The sequence below is a fragment of the Pseudomonas sp. OVF7 genome, assembly GCF_030644265.1.
Classification (GTDB): domain Bacteria; phylum Pseudomonadota; class Gammaproteobacteria; order Pseudomonadales; family Pseudomonadaceae; genus Aquipseudomonas; species Aquipseudomonas gorinensis.
The window spans coordinates 2557095-2576464 of the sequence record NZ_CP128996.1; the positions used below are offsets into that span (position 1 = coordinate 2557095).

The window sequence follows — 19370 nt, forward strand, 5'->3', positions numbered from 1 at the left end:
TGCGGCAAACTCTAACAACGACAGGGATTTTGGGCAAGGCGCCAATGTGCTAAATTGGCCGACTTTCTGTGCACCAACCCCCACAATCGCGGCCATATGACCGTAGAAATGCGGTAGTGTTCCGACAATCTAACACACGGACGCCCTCCGTTCTGTTTTCCACTGGAGAATCCCATGGCGCTTGAACGCTCCGACGTGGAAAAAATCGCTCATCTGGCCTCGCTTGGCCTGAATGAAGCCGATCTTCCACAGACCACCGCAGCCCTGAACAGCATTCTGGGGCTGGTTGACCAAATGCAGGCCGTCAATACCGACGGCATCGAGCCCCTGGCTCACCCGCTGGAAGCCAGCCAGCGCCTGCGCGCAGACGTCGTGACCGAGGTTAATAATCGCGAGGCCTACCAGTCCATCGCACCAGCGGTCGAAAACGGCCTGTACCTGGTTCCGAAAGTCATCGACTAATAGGGAAAGAGCCTGCAATGCATCACATGACTCTGGCCGAGATCGCCCGCGGTCTCGCCGACAAAAAGTTTTCTTCCGAAGAGCTGACCAAGACCCTGCTGGCGCGTATCGCCGAGCTCGACTCCAAGGTCAATAGCTTCATCAGCCTCACCGAGGAGCTGGCCCTGAGCCAGGCCAAGGCCGCCGACGTGCGTCGCGCCAACGGTGACAATGGTGCACTGCTGGGCGCACCGATCGCCCACAAAGACCTGTTCTGCACCCAAGGCATCCGCACCAGCTGCGGCTCGAAGATGCTCGACAACTTCAAGGCGCCCTACGACGCCACCGTGGTGTCCAAGCTGGCTGCCGCCGGAGCCGTGACCCTGGGCAAGACCAACATGGACGAATTCGCCATGGGTTCGGCCAACGAGTCGAGCTATTACGGCCCGGTGAAAAACCCGTGGAACCTGGAACACGTCCCGGGCGGTTCGTCTGGCGGTTCGGCTGCCGCGGTCGCCGCGCGCTTCCTGCCCGCTGCAACTGCCACCGACACCGGCGGCTCGATCCGCCAGCCCGCGGCCTTTACCAACCTCACCGGCCTGAAGCCGACCTATGGTCGCGTTTCCCGCTGGGGCATGATCGCCTATGCATCCAGCCTGGATCAGGGCGGCCCCCTGGCCCGCACGGCCGAAGACTGCGCGATTTTGTTACAAGGCATGGCAGGCTTCGATCCGCAGGATTCCACCAGCATCGACGAACCGGTGCCGGACTACAGCGCCAGCCTCAATACCTCGATCAAAGGCCTGCGCATCGGCGTGCCGAAGGAATACTTCAGCGCCGGTCTCGACCCGCGCATCGCCGAATTGGTGCACAACAGCGTCAAGGAGCTGGAAAAGCTCGGTGCCGTGATCAAGGAAATCAGCCTGCCGAACAACCAGCACGCGATTCCGGCGTACTACGTGATCGCCCCCGCTGAAGCGTCCTCCAACCTGTCGCGCTTCGACGGCGTGCGCTTTGGCTATCGCTGCGAGAACCCGAAGGACCTCACCGACCTGTACAAACGCTCCCGTGGCGAAGGTTTCGGTGCCGAAGTGCAACGCCGGATCATGGTCGGTGCCTACGCCCTGTCGGCCGGCTACTACGACGCGTACTACCTCAAGGCGCAGAAAATCCGGCGCCTGATCAAGAACGACTTCATGGCGGCGTTTGAAGAAGTCGACATCATCCTCGGCCCAACCACGCCCAACCCGGCCTGGAAGATCGGCGCCAAGACCGGCGACCCGATCGCCGAATACCTGGAAGACCTCTACACCATCACCGCCAACCTCGCGGGCTTGCCAGGCTTGTCCATGCCGGCAGGTTTCGTCGATGGGCTGCCGGTTGGCGTGCAATTGCTCGCCCCGTATTTCCAGGAAGGCCGCCTGCTCAATGTGGCGCACCAGTACCAGTTGAACACTGACTGGCACACTCGCACCCCTACCGGCTTCTGAGGAGAACACTATGCAATGGGAAGTCGTGATCGGGCTGGAGATTCATACCCAGCTCGCCACCCAATCGAAGATTTTCTCCGGTAGCGCCACCACGTTCGGCGCCGAGCCGAATACCCAGGCCAGCCTGGTCGACCTGGGCATGCCCGGCGTACTGCCGGTGCTGAACCAGGAAGCGGTGCGCATGGCGGTGATGTTCGGCCTGGCGATTGACGCCGAAATCGGCCAGCACAACGTGTTCGCGCGCAAGAACTACTTCTACCCGGACCTGCCCAAGGGCTACCAGATCAGCCAGATGGAACTGCCGATTGTCGGCAAGGGCCACCTGGATATCCCGTTGGAAGATGGCACCATCAAGCGTGTCGGCGTGACCCGTGCCCACCTCGAGGAAGACGCCGGCAAAAGCCTGCACGAAGAATTCCCGGGTGCCACTGGTATCGACCTGAACCGAGCTGGCACACCGTTGCTGGAAATCGTTTCCGAGCCGGATATGCGCAGCGCCAAGGAAGCCGTGGCCTACGTCAAGACGATCCACGCGCTGGTGCGTTACCTGGGCATCTGCGACGGCAACATGGCCGAAGGCTCGCTACGTTGCGACTGCAACGTATCGATCCGCCCTAAGGGCCAGGTCGAGTTCGGTACCCGCTGCGAGATCAAGAACGTCAACTCGTTCCGCTTCATCGAGAAGGCGATCAACAGCGAAGTCCGCCGCCAGATCGACCTGATCGAAGACGGCGGCAAGGTGATCCAGCAAACCCGCCTGTACGACCCGAACAAAGACGAAACCCGCGCCATGCGCAGCAAAGAGGAAGCCAACGACTACCGTTACTTCCCTGACCCGGACCTGTTGCCGGTGGTACTGGAAGACTCGTTCCTCAACGACATCCGCGCCACCCTGCCGGAACTGCCGCAGCAAAAACGCGAGCGCTTCCAGGAGCAGTTCGGCTTGTCGGTCTACGATGCCAGCGTGTTGGCGTCCAGCCGTGAGCAAGCCAACTACTTCGAAAAAGTCGTGAGCATTGCCGGCGACGCCAAGCTGGCGGCCAACTGGGTGATGGTTGAGCTGGGCAGCCTGTTGAACAAACAGGGCCTGGAAATCGACGAGGCACCGGTCACCGCCGAGCAACTGGGCGGCATGCTGCTGCGCATCAAGGACAACACCATCTCCGGCAAAATCGCCAAGACAGTGTTTGAAGCCATGGCCAGTGGCGAAGGCAGCGCCGATGACATCATCGAAAAACGCGGCCTCAAGCAAGTCACCGACAGCGGCGCCATCTCGGCCGTGCTCGACGAAATGCTGGCGGCCAACGCGGAACAGGTCGAGCAGTACCGTGCAGCAGACGAAGCCAAGCGCGGCAAGATGTTCGGCTTCTTTGTCGGCCAGGCCATGAAAGCCTCCAAGGGCAAGGCCAACCCGCAGCAGGTAAACGAACTGCTGAAAAGCAAGCTCGAAGGCTGATTGCGATGAATGGTCCGAGTGAGACTTCTACTCGGACCCCTGTGGGAGCGGGCTTGTGTGGGAGGGGGCTTGCCCCCGATGGCGGTGATTCAGTCAAAGCATTCAGTGACTGGCACTCCGCTATCGGGGGCAAGCCCCCTCCCACATAAGCTCACCCCAAACTCGAAATGGGGGCACCTTGGAAATGAAGCGTCTATTCGGCCTCCTGGCCCTGTTTTCCCTGCTGGCCGGCTGCGCCAGCGGCCTCATTAACCCCAACGGCTACGATGAAACCGGCACCGCCTCTTATTACGGCGCCAAGCACCATGGCAAAAAAACCGCCAGCGGTGAACCTTTCAACCAGAACGCCCTGACCGCCGCCCACCGGCAATTGCCCTTTGGCACCCAGGTCAAGGTCACCAACCTCGACAACGACAGAACCGTGGTGGTGCGTATCAATGATCGCGGCCCGCATACCCGTGGGCGCTTGATCGATCTTTCACGCAAGGCGGCCGAACAACTGGGCATGCTGAGCAGCGGCACCGCACGGGTTCGCGTGCAAGCCCTGAACAATTGACGACGGAGCCCTGGCCATTTTCGGATTAACCGCCCTCTCGCCCTGGAGCCTGCTCGAACTGGTCAGCGGCCTGGTGCTGCTGATCGTCGGCGCCGAAATCCTGGTACGTGCCGCTGTGCGCCTGGCCGCCAGCCTCAAGGTCCGCCCACTGATCATCGGCCTGACGATCGTCGCCTTCGGCAGCAGCGCACCGCAGATGACCGTGAGCCTGCAGGCCACCCTGGCCGGCAACACCGATATTGCCGTCGGCAGCGTCATCGGCAGCAGCATCTTCAATATCCTCGTCACCCTGGGCCTGTCGGCGCTGATCATTCCATTGCGGGTCTCGCGCCAACTGGTGCGCCTGGACATCCCGGTCATGATCCTCGCCGGCTTGCTGGTATTTACCCTGGCCGCCAACGAAGAGCTCACACCGCTCGACGGTTTGCTGCTGCTCTGCGCCCTGCTGGCCTACCTCGGCGTGCTGCACTACCAGACCCGCCATTCACGCCGTCCGCGCACGCTGGACATCGTGGCCAAGGCGCCCTGGCTGAGCAGTGTATTGCTGATGTTCGGCGGCCTGCTGGTCCTGGTACTGGCCGGGCATCTGTTGCTGGGCGCGGCGGTGGATGTAGCCAGTGACCTGGGACTGTCGGAACGCATCATCGGCCTGACACTGATCGGCGTTGGCACGTCCCTGCCGTGCCTGGCCACCTCGCTGATTGCAGCCCTGCGCGGCGAGCGGGATATCGCCGTAGGCAACGTGATTGGCAGCAACCTGTTCAACCTGCTGGGCGTATTGGGGCTGACGGCCCTGCTTGCGCCATCGCCGCTGTCGGTGTCGCCTAACGCCCTGGATTTCGATCTGCCGGTGATGCTCGGCGTGGTGGTGCTGTGCCTGCCGGTGTTTTATACCGGCTACCGTGTGACCCGCATCGAAGGCCTGGTGCTGCTGGGACTGTACCTGGCGTATGGGCTGCATGTGATGGCGTTCACCACCGGTATGCCGCTGGCCAACAAGCTTGAACAACTGATGCTGTTTTACGTCCTGCCAGTGCTGGTGGTGTTCCTGCTGTTCAGCACGCTGCGAGCCTGGCGCCGCCAACACAAGAGGGAATCGCAATGACCGATCAGAAAAAGCCCGGGGTTGAAATGCGTCGCCAGGTGATGGGCGATGTGTTCGTCGACCGCGCCCTGGGCAATGCCACCGAATTCACCCAGCCCCTCCAGGACTTCGTCAACGAACATGCCTGGGGCAGTGTGTGGAACCGCGAAGGCTTGCCGCTGAAGACGCGCAGCCTGATCACCCTCGCCGCCCTCACCGCGCTCAAGTGCCCGCAGGAACTCAAGGGTCACGTGCGCGGCGCGCTGAACAATGGCTGCAGCGTGGAAGAGATCCGCGAAGCGCTGCTGCATTGCGCGGTATATGCCGGCGTACCGGCGGCGATTGATGCATTTAGAGCGGCACAGGAAGTCATCGAGGCGTATCAGGCCGACCAGCAGTGACTGCCAGATAGCATTCGCGAGCAAGCCCACTCTCACATTCGATCGCATGCTCATATTGAAACGCGGTCAACTGTGGGAGCGGGCTTGCTCGCCAATGGCCCTCACAGACACCACAAGACTCAGATCCAGCCACCCGCCTGCAACACAAAAATCCCGATATTCGTGGTCACTGCCGCCATCAAGGTAGTGATCACGATAATCGCCGCCGCCAGCTCATGATTGCCCTCGGCCGCCCTCGCCATCACGAAGCTCGCCGCAGCGGTCGGCGCACCGAAGTACAGGAACAGAATCCCTAATTCCGGCCCACGGAACCCCAGCAGCCAGGCGCCCAGCGTGGCGACTACCGGCAGCCACACCATCTTCATCAAGCTTGCGCTCAGCGCCATATTGCCGCTCTTGCGCAACGCCGCCAGGGACAAGGTGCCGCCAATGCAGATCAATGCCAGCGGCAAGGTGGTGTCCGCCAGGTACTGCATGGATCTTTCCAGCCAGCCTGGCAGGCCAATCTGGAAATAGGCGAACGGCGCGGCCACGATCACGCTGATGATCAGCGGGTTGGCCACCACACTTTTGAAGATGCTCCACGGGTCGGACTTGATCACTGGGCTGTACACCGCCAACACAATGGTCGACAAGGTGTTGTAGAACAGGATGACCAGTGCGGCGAGAATTGCCCCCAGGGAAATACCGTAGTCGCCGTACATGCTGGCGGCCAGCGCCAGGCCGATCACCCCATTGTTGCCGCGAAACGCCCCCTGGGTGTAGATGCCCCGGTCTTCGCGCGCGCAGCGAAAAATCGCCCAGCCCCAGGCCAGGGCAAAACTCAGCAGAGTGGCGACGGCAAAGTAGATCAGCAAACCCGGCTTGAGCGCCGAATGCAGGTCGGCGTGCAGGATGCCGAGAAACAGCAGCGCAGGCATGGTGACGTTGAACACCAGGGACGAAGCCGTGTGGATAAAGTTGTCGTTGATCCAGTTGATGCGCTTGAGCAGCACCCCCAGGAACAGCATGGCGAATACCGGCGCGGTGATGGTGAGGGTGGTGAGGAAAATTGCCAGCATAAGAACGGGCCTTGGAACCTGTGTTCAGGAAAGGCTCATGATAAGCCAGCTCAGGCCCGCGCATGAGGTTTGATTGAAATCGTCCCTACCTAGAAAGGTAACGTTGCCTACAACACACAAAGATTTTGCAACTCCGCGTTGTTCCCGCTTCGGCACAAGCTAACGCCTTCTTCGTTACGAAAGTCGTGAGGCAAGGAAACAACCAATGCGGCAAAACGTGAACCACCTTTACAACGTATATCTCAGAACCTGGGACCAAGACGACATCGAGGGTTACGCTGAACTCCTCGGTGATCCGCAGACCATGCAATACATATCGGCAGGAACCACGCGCAACCGAGACACGGCCGCTGCAGAAATCGCACGTTTCCAGCAGGAAATAGCCCAGCAAGGCTGGTCACGCTGGGCCGTAAGCCTGGGCCTGGATTCGCCCTTCATCGGTTATGCCGGGTTTGCCGAAAAAGAATACGGCATCAACTTCGGCAACCGTTTTCTCAAAAAATACTGGGGCAGCCCCTATCCCTTCACGGCTATTCATCTGGCCTTGGAGCATGGTTTCCTGCAACTGGGCTTCGATCAGATCTACACCCTGACCAACATCAAGCATCACCGCGCCCTGGAGATGAACCGCGCCTTTCTGCATTTGCCGGAAATCAGCGGGACTGTCATGGAAACACCCTTCGGCCCGCATTTGAAAGTCGACCTGACCCGTGAACGGTTCATGGAAATAAGCCCATTGAATCGCGCACGTATCGACCGATTCTCCCGCCGCCTGACCCGCAGCCACGCTCCGGCTTGATGACGCCCCCTGCCTTTCAGAGAGACCCGACCTTGCCCAATGAAAAAAACACCTGCCACTCCCCTTCAGTTGCCGACCTATGCACCGCACAGGTCTGGAAGGGTCGCGCCCTGTGGCGCTGGCTTTACCTGCCGCTGGGCTGCGCACTTGTCTTGAACCGTCTGCAGGCCGTGGTGTTTATCAGCTTGATCGCCTGGCCTTTACCCGTAGCGGCCAAACAACTCATGTACCGCGTACTGCTGTTCATCCTGGGCGTGAAAATCACGTGCAAAATGTCCCCGAAACAAGTCGCGGCGCATACCGATGGTTGCATCGTCGCCGCCAACCACATCAGTGTATTCGATCATTTTCCAGTGCTGGCCATGCCCTCAGCGACCATCATGGTAGCCAACTCCGACAGCCCCCTCGGTGCCGCAACCGCTTTCCTGCTCTTCAAATGTTCCGGTGGCACGTTCTGGAAAGTCAGCGACAAGAAAATGCTCGCCAGACGCATCCGCGAATTTCGTCGCAGGCCCAGCGGCACTGCGCTCTACACCACACCCGAGACGACCATCAACAATGGCCATGGTCTGTTCCGGTTCCGCCCGGAAATGCTCAATCGCGGGCTGCCCGTGGTACCACTGGCCCTGCGCTTGAATGTGCCGTTCGGCTTGACCGCCAACCCGCTGCACGCCTCAGGCCTGATGAAGTTCCTGCGTCTTCTGGCAATGCCGCGCATTGAGTTCGAGATGAGCTACCTGGCGCCACAAGTGCGCACGGCACATCAGAGCGATCAAGCGTTTGCCGATCAGATTCAGCAAAGCATCGCCGAACATTTAGCCATTGCCGCCTGTCACTGGACCCGGGACGACAAATACACCTACCGCAGCACTGACAAACGAGCAACGCGATGAGCATGGGCAACGACGTCGACATCATCTTTGATTTCGATTACACCTTGGTCGACCACGAAAGCACGGTGGAAGTGCTTAAAGCCGCTCTCCACGACCATCCGGACAGTGCCGAGCGGCTTGAGCGGATCGCGCGAATTGCCCCCAAAGCATTGAGCGGCAAAGCAAGTATCGGAGAATTGTTGAAGCTGATGAGCGTGGCAACCCATGTGCGTGCCCATCACATCGACCAGTATGTGGAAAAGGCCATTCGCAGCATCCCGGCCGTATTGCTGGAAACCCTTGGCCGGCTGCGAGAAGACGGTGTAGGGCTGCATATCATTTCCGGCGGCTACACGGAGTGGATCGTACCCACGGCCCGTGAATGGGGTATCGCCCACCAAAATGTGGCGGCCAACCAGTTCTTGTGGGCGGGCAAACGCGTCCTGCTCACGCGCCCTTCTCCGCTGCTCAGCTCGTCGAAGGGCAAGTCGGAGATTGTCCGTCGATGGCGTGCCGCTGGCAGGCTGAAAGGCCGAACGCTCATCGTGGGCGACGGTGCGTCCGACTTCCAGGTCTACAAGAACGGCTGCGTGGACGGTTTCGTCTGCGCGGACTACTTTATCGAGCAGCCACTGACGCAATTGCCCGACAATGTCTTGCGCGCCAGCGAACCCGGTCAGGTCTACGCACACATCCAAACAGTGCTGGGCAACCTCCAACGCCCGCCAACCTGATCTAGGTAATCGGTGCCGGGTTGAACAACGTGATGTCGTTATGCAGCTTGTGCTGCTCCGCCCACGTTTGCTTCTTACCGCTGGCGACGTCCAGATAGAAGTGGAACAACTCCCAGCCCAATTCCTCGATGGTCGCGCGCCCGGTGGCAATGCGTCCGGCGTCGATGTCGATCAGATCCGGCCAGCGCTGCGCCAACTCCGTACGGGTCGAGACCTTCACGACCGGTGCCATGGCGAGCCCGTAAGGGGTACCGCGCCCTGTAGTGAACACATGCAGGTTCATCCCTGCCGCGAGCTGCAAGGTGCCGCACACAAAGTCACTGGCCGGCGTCGCGCAAAAGATCAGGCCCTTGCTTTTGAAGCGCTCGCCCGGCCCCAGCACGCCGTTGATCGCGCTGCTGCCGGACTTGACGATGGAGCCCAGGGACTTCTCGACAATGTTCGACAACCCGCCCTTCTTGTTCCCCGGCGTGGTGTTGGCACTGCGATCCGCCTCGCCCTTGGCCAGGTAACGGTCATACCAGTCCATTTCCCGGACCAGTTCCTCGGCGACAGCCTTGGTTTCGGCGCGTGAAGTCAGCAAATAAATCGCATCGCGCACTTCAGTGACTTCGGAAAACATCACCGTCGCCCCCGCCCGCAGCAACAAGTCCGAGGCGTAGCCCAGCGCCGGGTTGGCGGTGATCCCGGAAAACGCATCGCTGCCGCCGCACTGCATGCCCAGGATCAGCTCGGACGCCGGCACGGTTTCCCGACGGCGCTGGTCGAGCTTCTTCAGGCGGACTTCGGCCAGTTCCATGATCTGCTCGATCATCTCGGTAAAGCCGTGGCTGGAATCCTGCAACCGATACAACCACGGCTCGCTCAAATCGACCGAGCTATCGTTGTCGTGCATCACCTGCCCGGCCTGCAATTTCTCGCAGCCCAGGCTGATGACCAGGGCTTCGCCGCCCAGGTTCGGGTTGCGCGCCAGATTGCGCACAGTGCGGATCGGGATGTAGGCATCCGTCGCGGTGATCGCGACCCCACAGCCGTAGCTGTGAGTCAGCGCCACCACGTCATCGACATGGGGATACTTGGGCAGCAACTCATCCTTGATGCGTTTGACCGCATGGTCCAGTACCCCGGTGACACACTGCACCGTGGTGGTGATACCCAGGATATTGCGTGTGCCGACCGTGCCGTCGGCATTGCGATACCCCTCGAATGTGAACCCTTCCAGCGGCGCCTGGGCCTGCGGCACCTCGGTGGACAGCGGTAAGCTGTCCAAGGGCGGCGCGGTGGGCATGCGCAGTTGATCTTCCTGCACCCAACTGCCACGGGGAATCGGCGCCAGGGCATAACCGATGGTCTGGCCGTAGCGAATAATCTGACCGCCTTCGGGGATGTCTTCCAGGGTCACTTTGTGACTCTGGGGGATGAAATCCACGGTCACCAGGCCGTCCGGGAACTCGGTCCCGGCCGGTACGCCCTGGTCGTTGACCACGATCACTACATTGTCGCGCGCGTGCAGGCGAATGGAGCGCGGCGAGTCGGCATGTTCAATCAACTGCATCACGGGGCCTCTCAGGAATGCGCTTCGGTTAGGTTGGTCAACTCAGGCCCCTTGCTTGGCGGCTCTTTGAGTACGACACGCTTGATCGGGCCGACGATGACCAGATAGCTGAACACCGCCACCAGCGCATTGGCGCCGACGAACACCAGTGCCCATTTGAACGAGCCGGTGGTGCTGATGATGTAGCCGATGACAATCGGCGTGGTGATCGAGGCCAGGTTACCGAAGGTGTTGAACAGGCCGCCACTGAGGCCGGCGATTTGTTTCGGCGAGGTGTCGGACACCACCGCCCAGCCCAGTGCGCCAACGCCTTTACCGAAGAAGGCCAAGGCCATGAAGCCCACCACCATCCACTCGATGTCGACGTAGTTGCAGGCCACGATGCTGCTGGAAATCAGCAAGCCGCCAATGATCGGCGCCTTGCGGGCGAAGGTCAGGGAATGGCCCTTGCGCAACAGGTAGTCGGATATCACCCCGCCCAGCACGCCCCCGATAAACCCGCAGATCGCCGGCAGCGAAGCAATGAACCCAGCCTTGAGGATGGTCATGCCACGGTCCTGCACCAGGTACACCGGGAACCAGGTCAGGAAGAAGTAGGTGATGCCGTTGATGCAGTACTGGCCCAGGTAAACCCCGAGCATCATGCGGTTGGTCAGCAGCTGACGGATGTAATCCCACTTCGGACCATCGGTTTTCTTGCCCTTGCCCTTGTCCTGGTCCATATCGACCATCGCGCCATTGGCCGCGATGTGATTGAACTCGGCTTCGTTGATCATCGGGTGCTGGCGCGGGCTGTGGATAATCTTCAGCCACACCAGCGAGAAGAGGATGCCGATCACGCCCATCACGATAAACACGTGCTGCCAGCCGAAGCTGTAGACGATCCAGCCCATCAGCGGCGCAAACAGCACCGTGGCGAAGTATTGCGCCGAGTTGAAGATCGCCGAGGCCGTGCCGCGTTCGGCCGTGGGGAACCAGGCAGCCACAATGCGCGCGTTACCTGGGAAGGACGGCGCTTCGGCCAGGCCCACCATAAAGCGCAGCATGAACAGCGCGACGACGGCGGTGGAGATACCGAACTCACCGACATAGCCTTGCAGCACGGTGAACAGCGACCAGGTGAAGATGCTCAGGGCGTAGACTTTTTTCGAGCCGAAACGATCGAGCAGCCAGCCGCCGGGGATTTGCCCGGCCACGTAGGCCCAACCGAATGCAGAAAAGATATAACCGAGGGTGACCGCGTCGATACCGAGGTCTTTTTGCAGGCTGGAGCCGGCAATGGCGATGGTGGCCCGGTCGGCGTAGTTGATCGTGGTCACCAGGAACAGCATGAGCAGGATCAAATAGCGGACATGGGTTGGCTTGGTCGCTTGCATGTAGATGTACTCCCACTAATTATTTTTTTTGCGGGTAATAGTTATGTGTTCTTGGATGCCGCCCCCTGCAGGAGCGAGCTTGCTCGCGAAAAATGTCAACGAATACGCGGGCATTCGGGATGCACGCGGAGCCCTTGGGTTTTTCGCGAGCAAGCTCGCTCCTACAGAAAGACAGCCCCCCTCCTGACAGGGGGATGTTGCGTATTACGAACCGATGTAGCTGGTTTTCACCACGGTGTAGAACTCTTGCGCATAGCGACCTTGCTCACGCGAACCGTAGGATGAGCCCTTACGGCCACCAAATGGAACGTGATAGTCCACACCGGCGGTCGGCAGGTTGACCATCACCATCCCGGCCTGGGAATGACGTTTGAAATGGTTGGCGTATTTCAACGACGTGGTGGCAATACCCGCCGACAGACCGAACTCGGTGTCGTTGGCCATGGCCAGCGCCGCCTCGTAGTCCGCTACGCGCACCACGTTGGCCACCGGGCCGAAGATCTCTTCACGGCTGATACGCATGGCGGCTTCGCTGTCGGCAAACAGGGTCGGCGCCAGGTAGTAGCCTTCGGTGTCGCAGGTCACCAGGCCGCCACCGCTCACCAGCCGCGCGCCTTCGCTTTGGCCGATATCGATGTACTTCATGTCCTGGTCCAACTGGGCCTGGGAAACCACCGGGCCGATGTCGGTACCGCTTTTCAGGGCGTGCCCCACCCGGATCGACTTCATGCGCTCGGCCATGGCTGCAACGAACTGGTCGTGGATGCCGGCCGTGACAATCAAGCGGCTGGAGGCGGTGCAACGCTGGCCAGTGGAGTAGAACGCGCTCTGTACCGACAGCTCGACGGCCTGCTTGAGGTCGGCGTCATCAAGGATGATCTGCGGGTTCTTGCCGCCCATTTCCAACTGCACCTTGGCCTGGCGCGATACACAGCTGACCGCGATCTGACGGCCCACACCGACGGAACCGGTGAAGCTGATGCCATCGACTTTCGGGCTGTTGACCAACACATCGCCGACCACACGACCGCTGCCCATCACCAGGTTGAACACACCGGCGGGGAAGCCGGCGCGGGAGATGATTTCCGCCAGGGCCCAGGCGCAGCCCGGTACCAGTTCGGCCGGCTTGATCACCACGCAGTTACCGTAGGCCAGGGCCGGGGCGATTTTCCACGCGGGGATGGCAATCGGGAAGTTCCACGGGGTGATCAGGCCGACCACACCAAGGGCTTCGCGCGTCACTTCCACGTTGACGCCCGGGCGCACCGACGGCACGTAGTCACCGGACAAACGCAGGCATTCGCCAGCAAAGAACTTGAAGATGTTACCGGCGCGGGTCACTTCGCCGATGGCTTCAGGCAGGGTCTTGCCCTCTTCCCGGGCCAGCAGGGTGCCAAGTTCTTCGCGGCGGGCAAGGATTTCGCTGCCGACTTTATCCAGGGCGTCGTGGCGCGCCTGGATACCGGAGGTGGACCACGCAGGGAATGCAGCGCGGGCCGCATCAATGGCGGCGTTGACCTGGGCAACATCAGCCTTGGCGTATTCGCCAATCACATCGGACAACTCCGACGGGTTGATATTGGTGCAATAGTCAGCACCGGCTACCCACTCACCGTTGATGTAGTTTTCAAAACGTTTGGCTTGGGACACGAATCTTCTCCTGACGCAAAAGGCCGCTGATTGCTCAGCGGCCTTATAGATAAGTTATTGCGGGCCTTGCTTGTCGATCAGCGCGGCCAGGGCTTCGTATTCTTCCGGCAGCAGGTCGGTCAGCGGGGTGCGCACCGGGCCGGCGTCATAGCCGACGATCCTGGCACCCGCCTTGACGATGCTCACGGCGTAGCCGGCCTTGCGGTTACGGATGTCCAGGTACGGCAGGAAGAAGTCGTCGATGATCTTGCCGACAGTGGCGTGATCGTCACGGGCGATGGCGTGGTAGAAATCCATCGCGGTTTTCGGGATGAAGTTGAACACCGCCGAGGAGTACACCGGCACCCCCAGGGCCTTGTAGGCAGCGGCGTAAACCTCTGCGGTCGGCAGGCCGCCGAGGTAGCTGAAACGATCACCGAGACGACGGCGGATCGACACCATCAACTCGATGTCACCCAAGCCATCCTTGTAGCCGATCAGGTTCGGGCAGCGCTCGGCCAGGCGTTCCAACAAGGGCGCGGTCAGGCGGCAGACGTTGCGGTTGTAGACCACCACGCCGATTTTCACCGATTTACACACGGCTTCAACGTGGGCGGCAACCCCGTCCTGGCTGGCTTCGGTGAGGTAGTGCGGCAGCAGCAGCAGGCCTTTGGCACCCAGGCGTTCAGCTTCCTGAGCGTATTCAATGGCCTGGCGGGTGGCACCGCCGACACCGGCAAGGATCGGCACGCTGGTGGCGCAGGTATCAACGGCGGTCTTGATCACCTGGGAGTATTCGCTGGCAGCGAGGGAGAAAAACTCGCCGGTGCCGCCGGCCGCGAACAACGCAGTGGCGCCGTAGGGCGCCAGCCATTCCAGGCGCTTGATATAGCCCGCCTGGTGGAAGTCACCCTGGGCGTTGAAATCGGTCACGGGGAAAGACAGCAGACCGTGGGAGAGGATGGACTTCAGTTCTTGTGGATTCATTATTCGAACACCCTGGGCAAAGATTTTCTGGCGAAAGGTTGTTGTTGGTTCTGTTGATGTCGTACGTCATCGTACAACTATAAAATAATTCGTCAACTGTAATTCATCGATCGTGCTTGCACAGGGTGCTGAGGCTCACCTTCTTGACGTAGGAATTTTTTCCTCTATTCTCCGGACTACTGTATATACATACAGTTATTAAGGAAGATTCCTACGGCATAGCAAGGAGCTAACATGTCAGGTCTTGAACTCGCAGCACCCACCAAAAACCCGCCTACCCTGCGCTTCGAAGGTGGCGAACACACCGCCATCGGCGATGACACCCTGTTGCGCTTCGTCAAGGACGCCCCGGCGATTCCCGCGCGACAAGTCGAGCTGCACCTGCCCAACGGCCTGGCGCTGACCTACGGCCAAGTGATCGCACTGGGCGGTGACTTTTATGGGATTCCCGGCCAGCCCATCAGCGATGGCGCCTCGGCAGCCGAACGCGTGCAACGCTTCATCGCCGCCTTCAACTCCCTGGCGGTTTTGCCCGCCTCACGGGAAGAAGCTCACAAGATCCTCGCGGTGATGCAAAAGGAGATAAACGCGGTCAACCAGGCAATCAAGGATGGCAAGCAAGCCCATGAAGCCTACGATGCCCTGGGTGATACGTTGTCGGAAGAGTGGAACCGCATCACCGGTGGCGGCAGCGCAGTGTCGGCATTGATCCCATTGGGCCGCTACCTGAAGTTGGCGGCGGACAATGCCGACCACTTTGGCGAATGGGCGCTGTCAGCGTACCTGGCCGGGCATACGGCAGCCCTGCAACAGGCCGTTGTCGCCCATCAAACCGGCACCGACCAGGCACTGGAACTGGCCTATGCCATGAACAGTTTTGCTGATCACTTCTTAACCGACCTGTTCTCCGCAGGCCACTTGCGGGTCCCGCGTAAACAATTGGCAGCGGTGGTGACACCTGGCGAACTGGGCTCGCTGATCAGCCGTTTCATGCATGACGAAGACAGCAAGTTAGGGCTCAACGTGCACAACGCCCTGGGTGATCAGTGGCACGCGTATGGCGACAAACGCTACTTCGACGCCATCGACGCGGATAACCGGACGCAAGTCAAACGTGCGGTGCAGGCTTCAGCCGATGAAATCTTCGAGACCTTTATCAGCGGCGTAGCGCCCTCCCCGGCCAACTTCAAGGCTCCGCTGCATGTGCCAGATTTGAACGCGGCGCAAAATCCGGCGAACAACTTCTCGCCACTGTTCAAGATGGAGGGGGACAAGGTACTGCGGCGCAAGGACGTGAATGACCTGAACGACAAGCACTGGACCAATGATTGGTGGGGGTGGAGTACGTATTTGTTGCTTAAGGACTACAAGCCGAATACGCCAGCTTGAAGAATACCGTTTGTCGACACTGGGATTTCTAACAGTTCCGGACAATGTCGTTGCAGTGGATAAGTTTGCTCAGGGGCCAGAAACCCGGCCCCTGAATTGACCCGGCCACCGCTGTGACAACCACGGAGATTTCATCATGACGAATCCAGTCCCCGGCCTGAACATTCGTATCACAGGGCCCTTTGACCAAGCAGAGGTTAACCTTTCCACATTCACAGGGCCGCTCGTGGTCAGCATTCCAAACGATGCCGAGCTCTTTCCGAGGGGCAAGGTGTACGTGATCCTGGGCCCGAATTCGGACGCGCCAGCTTGGGAGGGAGCCCAAATCGACGCAGGTGAATGGCAAAAGGACACGGAACAATATCAACGGCGTTCGAACCTGAAACTCGAGGTGCCAAAACAGGATTTATTGCGCTTCAAGAACCAAACCACGCTGCTACGCTATATAGCCCAGAGTGAGTCCAACATGCAGATCATCTCTGAGCCGATTTCGCTGACCATCACCACATAGCTCAACCCCGCTGCGCCTCCGCCTCTTCATGGGCATGGCGCGGCCGCTCCCGGTGTTGGTCAAATTTCGACGCCATCGACGCGGATACCCCTCGGCGCACAGCAGCAGATAAATCGGCACACGGAGCCTGCCGTTTGTCAGAACTGTGATTTCTCACAGTATCTCTGCGCTCGGATTGAGCCCCCAATACGTGGAAACCCATCAATACGCAGAGGTATCCATGGACAGCAAATACCAGGTCATCTTCCCCGCAAACCTGAAAATTCCAAGGAGAGAGGTCTCGTTTGATCGCTTCATCAATATAGGTGATTGGCTTGAATTCGCGCTTCTACCCAACGTTGTGTTCATAGTCGTACACAAGAAATACAAGATCACCGAAGAAGACAAAATCAATGATATCGAATTACACGTAGACGTCATTCAGCCTTGATTTATCCCCGCTGCGCCTCCGCTTCTTCATGGGCATGGCGCAGCCGCTCCCGGCTGTTGGTCAAATGCAAGCGCATGGCCGCCCGCGCCGCATCCGAATCCTGGCGGGCAATCGCCTCATAGATCTCTTCGTGCTCGCGGCTCAGGCGGCTCATGTAGTGCTGCTGGTCATCATGGGCCAGGCGCGCCGAATTCAGGCGGGTACGCGGAATGATGCTGGTGCCCAGGTGAGTCATGATATCGGTGAAGTAGCGGTTGCCGGTGGACAGGGCAATTTCCAGGTGGAATGCGAAGTCGGAGGCCACCGCATCGCCGGCGTGGGCCGCACTCTCATTCAGCGCGTCGAGGGCTGCACGCATGGCCGCCAGCTGTTCATCACTGCGGCGTAACGCAGCCAGGCCTGCCGACTCCACTTCCAGGCTGATCCGCAACTCCAGGATCGCCAGCACATCACGCAGGGTCACGACCGTGGCCGGATCAATGCGAAAACCGCTCGGGCTTGGGGTGTCCAGCACAAAGGTGCCGATACCGTGGCGGGTTTCGACCTGCCCCGCCGCCTGCAGGCGCGAGATGGCTTCGCGCACCACGGTGCGGCTGACGCCATGGGCCTCCATGATCGCCGACTCGGTGGGCAATTTGTCACCACGCTTGAGCTGGCCGTCGCGGATTTGCTCGGACAACACCGTGACCAATTCCTGGGCAAGGCTGCGGCGCTTGCGAGGAAGACGAGGGGCGGTGTTGGCATTTTGCATATCGGGTCATCTTTGTGGGTGAACTGAGAAAGCATCATAGCCCATGGCGGTTGTACGATCACCGTTCCTGGCATGACTTTCATCAAACCCTGCGCGCTCGATAATAGATTTAGCTATTTGTGTCCTGGGGATTAGTGCAAAAACGTCTCGACGAGCTGTCATTTCTCACAGCAGACGCCGCCTCCGATACCGCGCAGAGTTAAACCTGTTTTGATCAACAGGAGACCCGTCATGAAATGCAAACTTCTCTACTGCACCGTTCTCCTGAGCCTGCTGACGAACTTCGCTACCGGGGCCCCGTCGCCCCTGCGTAATGGCGGCGGCGAAGACATCATCCTGCAAGGCTTTCACTGGAACTCCAGTCGCAACACACCTGAAAAGTGGTACCAAGTGCTTGCCCGAATGGCCCCCGTTATCGGCCAGGACGGTTTCACCAAGATCTGGTTACCGCCCGTGTGGGTGGATAAGTCCAGCTGGAGCGATCCGGCCAAAGGTACTTCGGGCGGAGGTGAAGGCTACTACTGGAACGATTTCGATAAAAACAGCGCGTACGGCACCGACGCTGAACTCAAGCAAGCTGCCACGGCCCTGACGAGAGCCGGCGTGCAGGTTATGTATGACGTGGTGCCGAATCACATGAACGACAAGATTCCCGGCGTGATGGTGCGCTTCCCCCGGGGCTACAAACTGTGGCGCAATGACTGCACGCCCCCCAGCGATTGCGATGAAGGCGATCCATTCGAGGACGGTGCGGCGGACCTCAATACCGCCAGCCCAGAGGTTTCACCACGCTTCATGCAGGAGTTTCGCAACCTGCGGGACAATTACAGCGCCCACGACTTGCGCTTCGACTATGTACGCGGTTACTCACCTGAGCGGGTCGACCTGTGGATGAAAAACTTCAACGACCAGGCGTTCTGTGTCGGCGAGTTCTGGAAGAGCCCCGGCGAATTCCCCGCCAGCGACTGGCGCAGCAAGGCCAGTTGGCAGGACGCACTCAAGGATTGGTCAGATCGCTCGCACTGCGCCGTGTTCGATTTCGCCCTCAAGGAGCGCATGCAAAACGGCAGCATCGCCGAATGGCGCCACGGCCTCAACGGCAACCCCGTCAAGTCTTGGCGCGAAATCGCCGTTACATTCGTAGACAATCACGATACCGGTTATTCGCCGGGGCAATATGGTGGTCAACATCATTGGCCTTTGCCCGATCCGATGATTAACCTCGCGTACGCCTACATCCTCCTAGCCCCCGGAATACCCGTCGTGTACTGGCCCGCCATGTATGACTGGGGGCGTGGCAACCTGATCCGCACGCTCATAGCCCTGCGCAAGAGTGCCGGCATCAGGGCCGACTCACCGATCAGTTTCCAGACCCAATATTCCGGCCTGGTGGCCGCCACCAATGGCACTCAACAGCGGATACTGATGGCCTTGGACTCCGACTTGAACAAAGTCCCCGACGACTTCACCCCCGTTATGAATGCCGATGGGCAACGCATCCGCATTTGGAAAACCGCCACGACGGCACAGGATGTCCCCCTCACGCTGCATTGCGACAACGCTCAGCCAGGGAACAGGCAAGCGGTCTACGCCGTCGGTTCACCGCTGGAACTGAGCGCATGGGACCCTGCTCATGCGATCCCCCTGCAACCCAGCGCCCCTAATCGATGGAGTGGCATCGTAACGCTACCGGCGCAGCAGGCCATCGAGTGGAAATGTGTGATCCGCAGCCTCGACAATATCAATCAGGTTGACTGGCAAGCCGACCCTAATAACCGTGCCTCGCCAGGCACTCAAACCGAAAGCGTGGGGCACTTTTGATCGTCCAAAAAAATGCCTCGGCCAAAG

Annotated in this window: 18 protein-coding genes; 12 read left to right on the forward strand and 6 right to left on the reverse strand. The window is 59.9% G+C overall.

The annotated features are described in order from the left end of the window. Positions 1 to 174 precede the first annotated feature (174 nt). The 6 genes from gatC to QU606_RS11705 all read left to right on the forward strand — a co-directional run bounded on the left by gatC (position 175) and on the right by QU606_RS11705 (position 5428). The gene (gene gatC / locus QU606_RS11680; protein ID WP_010567677.1) at positions 175 to 462 is read left to right on the forward strand and encodes an Asp-tRNA(Asn)/Glu-tRNA(Gln) amidotransferase subunit GatC; all 288 of its coding nucleotides are present in this window, start codon (positions 175 to 177) and stop codon (positions 460 to 462) included. Positions 463 to 479: 17 nt separating this feature from the next. Then, positions 480 to 1931: an Asp-tRNA(Asn)/Glu-tRNA(Gln) amidotransferase subunit GatA gene (gene gatA, locus QU606_RS11685; RefSeq protein ID WP_304998402.1), complete on the forward strand. Its 1452-nt coding sequence runs from the start codon at positions 480 to 482 to the stop codon at positions 1929 to 1931. A 10-nt stretch (positions 1932 to 1941) separates the two neighbouring features. Beyond that, entirely contained in the window at positions 1942 to 3387 is a 1446-nt protein-coding gene (gene gatB, locus QU606_RS11690; protein ID WP_304998403.1) for an Asp-tRNA(Asn)/Glu-tRNA(Gln) amidotransferase subunit GatB, read from the forward strand. 184 nt (positions 3388 to 3571) lie between these two features. Beyond that, positions 3572 to 3943: a septal ring lytic transglycosylase RlpA family protein gene (locus QU606_RS11695; RefSeq protein WP_024073448.1), complete on the forward strand. Its 372-nt coding sequence runs from the start codon at positions 3572 to 3574 to the stop codon at positions 3941 to 3943. Positions 3944 to 4001: 58 nt separating this feature from the next. Then, positions 4002 to 5048 carry a calcium/sodium antiporter gene (locus QU606_RS11700; RefSeq protein WP_081329149.1) on the forward strand — a complete coding sequence of 349 codons (1047 nt, stop codon included), beginning with the start codon at positions 4002 to 4004 and terminating at the stop codon, positions 5046 to 5048. Continuing rightward, the gene (locus QU606_RS11705) at positions 5045 to 5428 is read left to right on the forward strand and encodes a carboxymuconolactone decarboxylase family protein (protein WP_024073446.1); all 384 of its coding nucleotides are present in this window, start codon (positions 5045 to 5047) and stop codon (positions 5426 to 5428) included. Before QU606_RS11700 ends, QU606_RS11705 begins: the two co-directional genes overlap by 4 nt. A 119-nt stretch (positions 5429 to 5547) precedes the next feature. On the opposite strand, the gene QU606_RS11710 is transcribed toward QU606_RS11705, so the two are convergent. Then, complete coding sequence (locus tag QU606_RS11710) at positions 5548 to 6489, reverse strand: AEC family transporter (protein WP_069075255.1); 942 nt, start codon at positions 6487 to 6489, stop codon at positions 5548 to 5550. Between the two features lie 205 nt (positions 6490 to 6694). On the opposite strand from QU606_RS11710, the gene QU606_RS11715 reads away from it, so the two are divergent. Genes QU606_RS11715 through QU606_RS11725 form a run of 3 tightly spaced genes read left to right on the forward strand, consistent with a single transcriptional unit; the run spans position 6695 to position 8894 of the window. Continuing rightward, a complete protein-coding gene (locus QU606_RS11715; protein ID WP_102624976.1) occupies positions 6695 to 7288 on the forward strand; it encodes a GNAT family N-acetyltransferase in 594 nt (197 codons plus the stop codon). Between the two features lie 32 nt (positions 7289 to 7320). Next, positions 7321 to 8181 carry a hypothetical protein gene (locus QU606_RS11720; protein ID WP_024073443.1) on the forward strand — a complete coding sequence of 287 codons (861 nt, stop codon included), beginning with the start codon at positions 7321 to 7323 and terminating at the stop codon, positions 8179 to 8181. Then, the gene (locus QU606_RS11725; RefSeq protein ID WP_304998404.1) at positions 8178 to 8894 is read left to right on the forward strand and encodes an HAD family phosphatase; all 717 of its coding nucleotides are present in this window, start codon (positions 8178 to 8180) and stop codon (positions 8892 to 8894) included. Before QU606_RS11720 ends, QU606_RS11725 begins: the two co-directional genes overlap by 4 nt. 1 nt (position 8895) lies before the next feature. Here the strand turns inward: QU606_RS11725 and garD are convergent, their stop codons facing one another. The 4 genes from garD to kdgD all read right to left on the reverse strand — a co-directional run bounded on the left by garD (position 8896) and on the right by kdgD (position 14441). Further along, positions 8896 to 10449: a galactarate dehydratase gene (gene garD, locus QU606_RS11730; protein WP_041160840.1), complete on the reverse strand. Its 1554-nt coding sequence runs from the start codon at positions 10447 to 10449 to the stop codon at positions 8896 to 8898. Positions 10450 to 10460: 11 nt separating this feature from the next. Next, positions 10461 to 11825, reverse strand: coding sequence for an MFS transporter (locus QU606_RS11735; protein WP_024073440.1), 1365 nt, complete (start codon positions 11823 to 11825; stop codon positions 10461 to 10463). 204 nt (positions 11826 to 12029) lie between these two features. Continuing rightward, entirely contained in the window at positions 12030 to 13475 is a 1446-nt protein-coding gene (locus QU606_RS11740; RefSeq protein ID WP_069075252.1) for an aldehyde dehydrogenase family protein, read from the reverse strand. Between the two features lie 54 nt (positions 13476 to 13529). Continuing rightward, on the reverse strand, positions 13530 to 14441 hold the full coding sequence (gene kdgD, locus QU606_RS11745; protein WP_024073438.1) for a 5-dehydro-4-deoxyglucarate dehydratase: 912 nt from the start codon (positions 14439 to 14441) through the stop codon (positions 13530 to 13532). A gap of 234 nt (positions 14442 to 14675) precedes the next feature. Between kdgD and QU606_RS11750 the strand changes: the two genes are divergently transcribed. Both QU606_RS11750 and QU606_RS11755 read left to right on the forward strand, forming a co-directional pair. After that, positions 14676 to 15830 (forward strand): phospholipase, encoded by a 1155-nt coding sequence (locus QU606_RS11750; RefSeq protein ID WP_304998405.1) that lies wholly within the window; start codon positions 14676 to 14678, stop codon positions 15828 to 15830. Between the two features lie 136 nt (positions 15831 to 15966). After that, on the forward strand, positions 15967 to 16341 hold the full coding sequence (locus QU606_RS11755; RefSeq protein ID WP_304998406.1) for a hypothetical protein: 375 nt from the start codon (positions 15967 to 15969) through the stop codon (positions 16339 to 16341). Positions 16342 to 16772: 431 nt separating this feature from the next. Here the strand turns inward: QU606_RS11755 and QU606_RS11760 are convergent, their stop codons facing one another. Continuing rightward, entirely contained in the window at positions 16773 to 17522 is a 750-nt protein-coding gene (locus tag QU606_RS11760; protein ID WP_024073434.1) for a FadR/GntR family transcriptional regulator, read from the reverse strand. Between the two features lie 231 nt (positions 17523 to 17753). On the opposite strand from QU606_RS11760, the gene QU606_RS11765 reads away from it, so the two are divergent. Beyond that, a complete protein-coding gene (locus QU606_RS11765) occupies positions 17754 to 19343 on the forward strand; it encodes a glucan 1,4-alpha-maltotetraohydrolase domain-containing protein (protein ID WP_304998407.1) in 1590 nt (529 codons plus the stop codon). Positions 19344 to 19370: the final 27 nt, after the last annotated feature.

Excerpts from the sequence above, each read along its gene's own strand:
- gatC (WP_010567677.1), top strand. The coding sequence starts at position 175 with ATGGCGCTTGAACGCTCCGACGTGGAAAAAATCGCTCATCTGGCCTCG.
- gatA (WP_304998402.1), top strand. The coding sequence starts at position 480 with ATGCATCACATGACTCTGGCCGAGATCGCCCGCGGTCTCGCCGACAAA.
- gatB (WP_304998403.1), top strand. The coding sequence starts at position 1,942 with ATGCAATGGGAAGTCGTGATCGGGCTGGAGATTCATACCCAGCTCGCC.
- QU606_RS11695 (WP_024073448.1), top strand. The coding sequence starts at position 3,572 with ATGAAGCGTCTATTCGGCCTCCTGGCCCTGTTTTCCCTGCTGGCCGGC.
- QU606_RS11705 (WP_024073446.1), top strand. The coding sequence starts at position 5,045 with ATGACCGATCAGAAAAAGCCCGGGGTTGAAATGCGTCGCCAGGTGATG.
- QU606_RS11710 (WP_069075255.1), bottom strand. The coding sequence starts at position 6,489 with ATGCTGGCAATTTTCCTCACCACCCTCACCATCACCGCGCCGGTATTC.
- QU606_RS11715 (WP_102624976.1), top strand. The coding sequence starts at position 6,695 with ATGCGGCAAAACGTGAACCACCTTTACAACGTATATCTCAGAACCTGG.
- QU606_RS11725 (WP_304998404.1), top strand. The coding sequence starts at position 8,178 with ATGAGCATGGGCAACGACGTCGACATCATCTTTGATTTCGATTACACC.
- garD (WP_041160840.1), bottom strand. The coding sequence starts at position 10,449 with ATGCAGTTGATTGAACATGCCGACTCGCCGCGCTCCATTCGCCTGCAC.
- QU606_RS11735 (WP_024073440.1), bottom strand. The coding sequence starts at position 11,825 with ATGCAAGCGACCAAGCCAACCCATGTCCGCTATTTGATCCTGCTCATG.
- kdgD (WP_024073438.1), bottom strand. The coding sequence starts at position 14,441 with ATGAATCCACAAGAACTGAAGTCCATCCTCTCCCACGGTCTGCTGTCT.
- QU606_RS11750 (WP_304998405.1), top strand. The coding sequence starts at position 14,676 with ATGTCAGGTCTTGAACTCGCAGCACCCACCAAAAACCCGCCTACCCTG.
- QU606_RS11755 (WP_304998406.1), top strand. The coding sequence starts at position 15,967 with ATGACGAATCCAGTCCCCGGCCTGAACATTCGTATCACAGGGCCCTTT.
- QU606_RS11760 (WP_024073434.1), bottom strand. The coding sequence starts at position 17,522 with ATGCAAAATGCCAACACCGCCCCTCGTCTTCCTCGCAAGCGCCGCAGC.
- QU606_RS11765 (WP_304998407.1), top strand. The coding sequence starts at position 17,754 with ATGAAATGCAAACTTCTCTACTGCACCGTTCTCCTGAGCCTGCTGACG.